Source organism: Elioraea sp. Yellowstone, from assembly GCF_006704265.1.
GTDB lineage: Bacteria > Pseudomonadota > Alphaproteobacteria > Acetobacterales > Acetobacteraceae > Elioraea.
Window position 1 is genome coordinate 1 of the sequence record NZ_VIKA01000153.1, and the last position, 7,166, is coordinate 7,166.

Annotated in this window: 10 protein-coding genes and 1 pseudogene; 1 reads left to right on the top strand and 10 read right to left on the bottom strand. The window is 73.9% G+C overall.

The window, feature by feature from the left end:
- From FK498_RS15880 to FK498_RS15915, 8 genes and pseudogenes are all read right to left on the bottom strand, one after another.
- Positions 1–215, bottom strand: a pseudogene (locus FK498_RS15880) (hypothetical protein); the annotation flags it as partial.
- A 13-nt stretch (positions 216–228) separates the two neighbouring features.
- Complete coding sequence (gene tolR / locus FK498_RS15885; RefSeq protein ID WP_141856245.1) at positions 229–702, bottom strand: protein TolR; 474 nt, start codon at positions 700–702, stop codon at positions 229–231.
- A 4-nt stretch (positions 703–706) separates the two neighbouring features.
- The gene (tolQ, locus tag FK498_RS15890; protein ID WP_141856247.1) at positions 707–1,435 is read right to left on the bottom strand and encodes a protein TolQ; all 729 of its coding nucleotides are present in this window, start codon (positions 1,433–1,435) and stop codon (positions 707–709) included.
- A gap of 24 nt (positions 1,436–1,459) precedes the next feature.
- On the bottom strand, positions 1,460–1,873 hold the full coding sequence (ybgC, locus tag FK498_RS15895; RefSeq protein WP_141856248.1) for a tol-pal system-associated acyl-CoA thioesterase: 414 nt from the start codon (positions 1,871–1,873) through the stop codon (positions 1,460–1,462).
- Complete coding sequence (gene ruvB, locus FK498_RS15900; RefSeq protein WP_141856250.1) at positions 1,866–2,906, bottom strand: Holliday junction branch migration DNA helicase RuvB; 1,041 nt, start codon at positions 2,904–2,906, stop codon at positions 1,866–1,868. The genes ybgC and ruvB overlap by 8 nt, the downstream gene beginning before the upstream one ends.
- Entirely contained in the window at positions 2,903–3,508 is a 606-nt protein-coding gene (gene ruvA / locus FK498_RS15905) for a Holliday junction branch migration protein RuvA (protein ID WP_141856252.1), read from the bottom strand. Before ruvA ends, ruvB begins: the two co-directional genes overlap by 4 nt.
- Positions 3,505–3,999, bottom strand: coding sequence for a crossover junction endodeoxyribonuclease RuvC (gene ruvC / locus FK498_RS15910; RefSeq protein WP_161988447.1), 495 nt, complete (start codon positions 3,997–3,999; stop codon positions 3,505–3,507). The genes ruvA and ruvC overlap by 4 nt, the downstream gene beginning before the upstream one ends.
- Positions 4,000–4,015: 16 nt before the next feature.
- Complete coding sequence (locus tag FK498_RS15915; RefSeq protein ID WP_141856256.1) at positions 4,016–4,765, bottom strand: YebC/PmpR family DNA-binding transcriptional regulator; 750 nt, start codon at positions 4,763–4,765, stop codon at positions 4,016–4,018.
- A gap of 92 nt (positions 4,766–4,857) precedes the next feature.
- Between FK498_RS15915 and FK498_RS15920 the strand changes: the two genes are divergently transcribed.
- Positions 4,858–5,817 (top strand): arsenic resistance protein, encoded by a 960-nt coding sequence (locus FK498_RS15920; protein WP_141856258.1) that lies wholly within the window; start codon positions 4,858–4,860, stop codon positions 5,815–5,817.
- Positions 5,818–5,937: 120 nt separating this feature from the next.
- Here the strand turns inward: FK498_RS15920 and FK498_RS15925 are convergent, their stop codons facing one another.
- On the bottom strand, positions 5,938–6,747 hold the full coding sequence (locus tag FK498_RS15925; protein WP_141856260.1) for a TIGR00282 family metallophosphoesterase: 810 nt from the start codon (positions 6,745–6,747) through the stop codon (positions 5,938–5,940).
- The coding region (locus FK498_RS15930; protein ID WP_141856262.1) for a 5-formyltetrahydrofolate cyclo-ligase at positions 6,744–7,166 on the bottom strand (423 nt) is incomplete at its 5' end. The genes FK498_RS15930 and FK498_RS15925, both read right to left, overlap by 4 nt.

A 7,166-nucleotide genomic window follows, 5' to 3' on the forward strand; every position in this document is an offset into this window, starting at 1 on the left:
GGATCGGGGGCCGGCTCGGGCGCGGGCTCCGCGGGGCGCTCGGCGGGCGCTGTCGGCGCCGGCGCCGGCGCGGTCGGCCCCTGCGCGATCATCAGCTCGACCTCGATTCCCTGCTCGGCCGGCTCCTCAAAGCGTTTTGTTGTCGTAACGCCGAACAGCAGCAGGATCAGCACCAGCAGGTGCAGTCCGGTCGAGAGACCGAGCCAGCGCCGCATGGCGGCCCGGAAGTCAGCGCCCCGGCGCCGGTGCCGCGCCGCCCTCCGGCAATCCGGAGGGCTGTTCGGCGAGCAGCGCGACGCGGGTGAAGCCCGAGGCGGCGATGCGGCCCATCACCTCCATCACCTGCCCGTAGCTGATCGCGCGGTCGCCGCGCACGAAGATGCGCGTCTCGCTGCCCGCGCGGGCCTCGGCGATCGCCTGCAGCCGGGGGACCAGTTCCTCGATCTCGACCGCCGTCTCCTGGATGAAGATCCGCCCCTCGGCATTGATCGTCACCGAGAGCGGCTCGTCGAGATTGGGCAGCGGGTTCGCCGTGGTGCGCGGCAGGTCGACCTGCACGCCGACCGTCAGCAGGGGGGCCGCGATCATGAAGATGATCAGCAGCACCAGCATCACGTCGACCAGCGGCGTGACGTTGATCTCGGCCATCGGGCGGTAGCGCGTCCTGCGGTCACGCCCGTTGCCGATCAGTCCTGCGGCCATCGTCTCAGCTCCGCGGCTCGTCCACCTGGCGCGACAGGATCGCGCCGAACTCGGCGGCGAAGGCCTCGAGCCGGCCGGCGAAGCGGGCGAGGTCGGTCGAGATCTTGTTGTAGGCGAGCACCGCCGGGATCGCTGCGGCGAGCCCGATCGCGGTCGCGAACAGCGCTTCCGCGATGCCCGGCGCCACCACCGTGAGGTTGGTGTTCCGCATCGCCGCGATCGCGGTGAAGCTGTTCATGATGCCCCAGACCGTGCCGAACAGGCCGATGAAGGGCGCGGCCGAGCCGACCGAGGCGAGGAAGATCATCCAGCGCTCGAGCCGTTCCATCTCGCGCTGGATGGTGATCGCCATCGCCCGCTCGATCCGCTCGCGCACGGACTGGCGCGTGCCCTCGGGCGCGCGTTCGAGCTTGGGGGCGGAGCGCTGCCACTCGCGCATCGCCGCCGCGAACACCGCCTCCATCGGGTGGCGCGGCCTCTCGCGCACGCCGTCATAGAGGTCCTCGAGGTTCTTGCCCGACCAGAACGTGTCCTCGAAGGCATCCGCGCGGCCGTTGACGCGCCGGAGCGTGGCGGTCTTCTCGAAGATGATCGCCCAGACCCAGATGCTCGCCAGCAGGAGCCCGATCATCACCGCCTTGACGACGATGTCGGCCTGCAGGAACAGCGACCACAGGGAGAGCTGTGCCGCCCCCTCCGCCGCCAGGCCCGCCGCGTCAACCACTCGATCCATCGTTCGGGAACCTCGATCCAGCCTTCAGGGGTGCGCGGCCAGCGCCGCGCGCAGCGCCGCCGGGATGCGTTCGGGCCGCCCGGTCGCGAGACGGACGCAGGCCAGCACGACCTCGAGCGTTGCGATCGCCTCCTCGCCGCGCCGGATCGCTTGCTCGAGCGTCACCGAGGCGGCGCCGATGTGGCGCGGATGTGTTACCACCGCGAGCGACTCGTCCAGCCGCGCGGGGCGGTGATACTCGATCGCAAGCCGCTTGACGACGAAGATCAGCCCCTCCGCCTCGATCAACTGCCGGTGCGGCAGGCCGAGATCGCGCAGCCACTCCGTCCGCGCGCGCTCGGCGAAGCGCAGATGCGCGGCGTGATAGACGATCCCGCCGGCATCCGTGTCCTCGAAATACACGCGCAGCGCGAACCGGTGGGCGGGATGCTCAGCCATCCGTATCGTCCCCGGCGGCGAGCAGGTCGGGCTGGAACCCCTTGGGCGGCATCAGCCCGAGATGCCGCCAGCCCGCCTCGCCCAGCACCCGCCCGCGCGGGGTGCGCAGCACGAACCCCTCCTGGATCAGATAGGGCTCGATCACGTCCTCGATCGCGTCGCGCGCCTCGGCCAGCGCCGCTGCGAGCGTCTCGACGCCGACCGGGCCGCCGCCGTGGCGTTCGGCGATCAGGCGCAGGTAGCGCCGGTCCATCGCATCGAGCCCGCGCGCATCCACCTCCAGCCGGGTCAGCGCGGCATCGGCCGCCCGCGCGTCCACCCGCGCGGTGCCGTCCACCGCGGCGAAGTCGCGCACGCGGCGCAGGAGCCGCCCGGCGATGCGCGGCGTGCCGCGCGACCGCCGCGCGATCTCGGCCGCCCCGTCCTCGGTCAGGTCGAGGTCGAGCAGCGCCGCGCCGCGGCGGACGATGCCGAGCAGTTCCTCCGGCGTGTAGAAGGCGAGGCGCAGCGGGATGCCGAAGCGGTCGCGCAGGGGGGTCGCGACCAGCCCCGAGCGCGTGGTCGCCCCGATCAGGGTGAAGGGCTGGAGATCGATCCGCACCGTGCGCGCGGCCGGCCCCTCGCCGATGATCAGGTCGAGCCGGAAGTCCTCCATCGCGGGATAGAGCACCTCCTCGATCGCGGGCTGGAGGCGGTGGATCTCGTCGATGAACAGCACGTCGCGCGGGTTGAGGTTGGTCAGGATCGCGGCGAGGTCGCCCGACCGCTGGATCACCGGGCCGGACGTGGCGCGGAAGCCGACGCCCAGCTCGCGCGCGACGATCTGCGCGAGCGTGGTCTTGCCGAGGCCGGGCGGCCCGTGCAGCAGCACGTGATCGAGCGCCTCGCCGCGCGCGCGCGCGGCGGCGACGAACACGGCCAGATTGGCCTTCGCCTGGGCCTGCCCGATGAAGTCGTCGAGCCGGGTCGGGCGCAGCGCCGCCTCGCCGAGATCGTCGCCGCGCGCGGCCGGGTCGGTGAGCCGGCCGGTCATCGCGCGAGCGCCTTCAGCCCTTCGCGGATCAGCGCCTCGACCGGGGCGGCGTCACCGAGACGCCGGCGTGCGGCGGCGAGCGCAGGCTCGGCCTCGGCGCGGCGGTAGCCCAGGTTGGCGAGCGCCGAGACCGCGTCGGCGAGCAGCGGGTCGGGCGGCGGCGCGGGCACGGCAGCGGCCGGGATCGCCTCGGCGCCGGCGAAGCCGGGCTTGCCCTTCAGTTCGGTGACGAGGCGGGCGGCGAGCCGCGCGCCCACGCCGCTGGCGCGCGTCAGCGTCTTCGCATCGCCCGCGGCGACCGCGGCGGCGATCTGGCCGGGCGAGAACGCGCCGAGGAGCGCGAGCGCGACCTTGGCGCCCACGCCCTGCACGGTCAGCAGCGTGCGGAAGGCGGCGCGCTCGGCCGGATCCAGGAAGCCGTAGAGGGTGATCGCGTCCTCGCGCACCATGGTCTCGATCGTGAGGGTCACCGCCGCGCCCGGCGGCGGCAGCGCGGCAAGCGTGCGCGTCGAGACGCCGACCACGTAGCCCACGCCGTTGACGTCGACCAGCACGGCCTCCGGCTCCACCGCGACCAGGGTTCCGGCAAGGCGGCCGATCATCGCTCCCCCGCCAGCCGCGCCGCGGTCGCGCGGGTATGCGCGTGGCAGATCGCCACCGCGAGCGCATCCGCCGCATCCGTGCGTCCTGGCGCCGCCCCCGGCAGCAGCATCCGCACCATCGCCTGCACCTGCCGCTTCTGCGCGTGCCCCTGCCCGACCACGGCGCGCTTCACCATGGTCGCCTGGTATTCGGCGACGGGGATGCCGGCGAGCGCCGGCGCCAGCAGAACCACCCCCCTCGCCTGGCCGAGCTTCAGCGTCGAGGCGGCGTTGCGGTTGACGAAGGTCTCCTCGACTGCCGCCTCGTCGGGGCGCCAGGCGGCGACGATCCCGGCAAGCGCCGCATGCAGCGCGGCAAGCCGCGCCGGCAGGGCGAGCGAGGGATCGGTCTCCACCACCCCGTCGGCGAGATGGCTGAGCCGGCTGCCGATGGCCTCGATCACGCCCCAGCCCGTGGCCCCCAGCCCGGGATCGAGCCCGAGCACGCGCAAGCCGCGAGGACCCCCGTCAGGCACTCAGCTTCGCCATGACGTCGTCGGAGACCTCGAAATTGGCGAACACCGCCTGCACGTCGTCGAGATCCTCGAGCGCGTCGATCAGCTTCAGCACCGCCCCCGCCGTCTCCTCGTCCACAGGCGCCGCGGTCCTGGGCCGCCAGTCGAGCTTCGCCTCCTCCGGGTCGCCGAACCGCGCGGCGAGCGCGTCGCGAACGGCGAAGAGATCATCGGGGGCGCAGGTGATCTCGTGGCCTCCCGCGCCGCTCTCGACGTTCTCGGCGCCGGCCTCGATCGCCGCCTCCAGCATCGTCTCCGCATCGGCGCACGTCGCCGGGTAGCGGACGACGCCGAGCCGGTCGAACATGAACGCAACCGAGTTGGTCTCGCCGAGCGCGCCGCCGTGCTTGGCGAACAGCGAGCGGATGTCGGAGGCGGTGCGGTTGAGGTTGTCGGTCAGCGCCTCGACGATGATCGCGACCCCGCCCGGCCCGTAGCCCTCGTAGCGCCGGGCGACGTAGTCCTCCGCCCCGCCCTCGCCGGAGGCCTTGCGGATCGCGCGCTCGACCGTGTCCTTCGGCATGTTGGCCTGGCGCGCGGCGATCACCGCCGCGCGCAGGCGCGGGTTGGCGTTCGGGTCCGGCAGGCCCTGGCGCGCGGCCACCGTGATCTCGCGGATGATCTTGGCGAAGGCGCGTGCGCGCTTGGCGTCCTGCGCGCCCTTGCGGTGCATGATGTTCTTGAACTGGGAATGGCCGGCCATGGCCGCCTCTGGGTCCTTCGAGTCGTCGCTTCGGGGCTGCGGTCGGGCTGTGTAGCAGGGCGCGAACGGGACGGGAACAGGGACGGGCCGGGGTGAGCGGGCGGACGCAGGCGGAGCGGCACCAGGTCTGGATCTATCTGGTCGCGATCGGGGCCGGGCTCGGCCTGGGCGCCGCCCTGCCGGAGGTGCAGCCGGCCTTCCGCGGCCTGCTGTGGCCGGCGCTTGCCGCCCTGCTCTACGCCACCTTCACCCAGGTGCCGCTGGTGCGGATCAGCGCGGCGCTGCGCGACCGGCGCTTCCTCGGCGCGATGCTGGCGGGCAACTTCCTCGCCGTGCCGATGCTGGTGGCCGTGCTGCTGCCGCTCGCCCCCGCGGATCCGGCGGTGCGGCTCGGCATCGTGCTGGTGCTGACGGTGCCGTGCACCGACTGGTTCGTCGCCTTCACCCATCTCGGCGGCGGCGACGCCGCGCGCGCGACCGCGGCCACGCCGGTCCTCCTGGTCGTCCAGATCGCGCTCCTGCCGGGCCATGTCTGGCTGCTCCTCGGGCCCGGCGTGACCGCCGCGCTGCCGGCCCTGCCCGTCGCATCGGCCTTCGCGCTCCTGATCCTGCTGCCGCTCGGCCTCGCCGGCGCGACGGAAGTGCTGGCGCGGCGCCGCAGGGGGGCGGCCCGCCTCGTCGCGCGGCTCGCAGCGGCGCCGGTGCCGCTGCTGGCGGCGGTGGTGTTCCTGATCGCCGGCGCGGAGGTCGAGGCCGTGCGCGCCGCCCTGCCCGTGGTCGCGGACATCGCCTGGCTGTTCGCGCTCTATCTCGCCTGTGCGGTGGCGATCGGGGTGGTGCTCGCGCGGGCCGCCGCGCTCGCCCCGCGACCGGCACGCAGTCTGGTGTTCAGCCTCGCCACGCGCAACTCCTTCGTCGTGCTTCCCCTCGCCCTCGCGCTCCCCGCGCCCTGGCAGGCGGCGGCGGTGGCGATCGTGGTGCAGTCGCTGGTCGAACTGATCGGGCTCATGATCCTGCTGCGGCTCGTCGCGCGGCTGGTGCCGGAGCGGTGACCGCCCGGCTGCCGCACGGGTCCGACCGCGGGCGCGGTGTCCGCGCGAATCGAAGCCGCCCTGCCCGTTCCTGCGGGCCTCGTCACCCGGGCGGTCGACGCCGGCCGCATCGGATCCGCGCTACTCCGGCATCGCCGACGCGAGCCGCCCCCCCTGGCGCAGCGGCGCGATCCGGCGTGCAAGCCCGGTCGCGTCGTCGGTCTCGACGAACACGCCGCACACGGTCGCCTCGCCCTCAGCCGGGGCGAGCCGTTCACCCGGCAGCTTGCGGATGAAGCGCTGCATCGCTCCCTCCTTCTGCATGCCGATGACGCTGTCGTAGTCGCCGCACATCCCGGCATCCGACTGGAACGCGGTGCCGCCCGGCAGGATCCGGGCGTCCGCCGTCGGGATGTGGGTGTGCGTGCCGACCACGACGGAGACGCGCCCGTCGACATGCCAGGCGAAGGCGCATTTCTCGCTCGAGGCCTCGGCGTGGACGTCGATCACGATCGCGTCCACCGTGCGGGCGAGCGCGTGGGAGGCGAGCAGCGCGTCGACCGCGCGGAACGGGCAGTCGAGCGCGTCCATGTAGAGCCGGCCCATCACGTTCGCCACCAGAACCTTCCGGCCGGAGACGCTGAACAGCCCGGCGCCGCGCCCGGGCGTCCCGGGCGGGTAGTTGAGCGGGCGGAGCAGGCGCGGTTCGCCCTCGATGTAGGGGATGATCTCGCGCCGGTCCCAGGCGTGGTTGCCGAGGGTCAGCACGTCGGCGCCGGCGGCGAGCACCGCGCGCGCGATCTCGGGAGTGAGCCCGAAGCCGTGCGCGGCATTCTCGGCGTTGACGATCACGAGATCGGGCGCGAGGCGCGCGCGCAGGGCGGGCAGCGCCGCGATCACCGCATCGCGGCCGCTGCGGCCGACGATGTCGCCCAGGAACAGGATCCTCACGCGCCGAAAACTCCCCGTTCGGTGGCGATCGCGTCCAGCGGCTGGTCATGCGCGGCACGCGGCAGCGACGCGGCGCGCTGCGCCGCGTAGCCGCACCCGACCGCGACCACGGGGCCGCGCGCGCGCAGCGCCGCGAGCGTGGCATCGTAGTAGCCCGCGCCATGGCCGATCCGCATGCCCGCGTCATCGAAGGCGACCAGCGGCACCAGCAGCCAGTCGGGTGCCAGCGCCCCGGCCTCCGCGCGCGGGTGGCGCGTGCCCAGAGGCCCGTGTTCGAGCGCGTCGCCGAAGCGGAAGCGGCGGAAGGCGAGCGGCGTGCCGCGCCGTCCCGTCACCGGCAGGGCGAGGGCATGGCCGCGCCCGGCGAGCGCCAGCATCAGCGGGCGCGGATCGATCTCGCGCCCGAGCGGCCAGTAGCC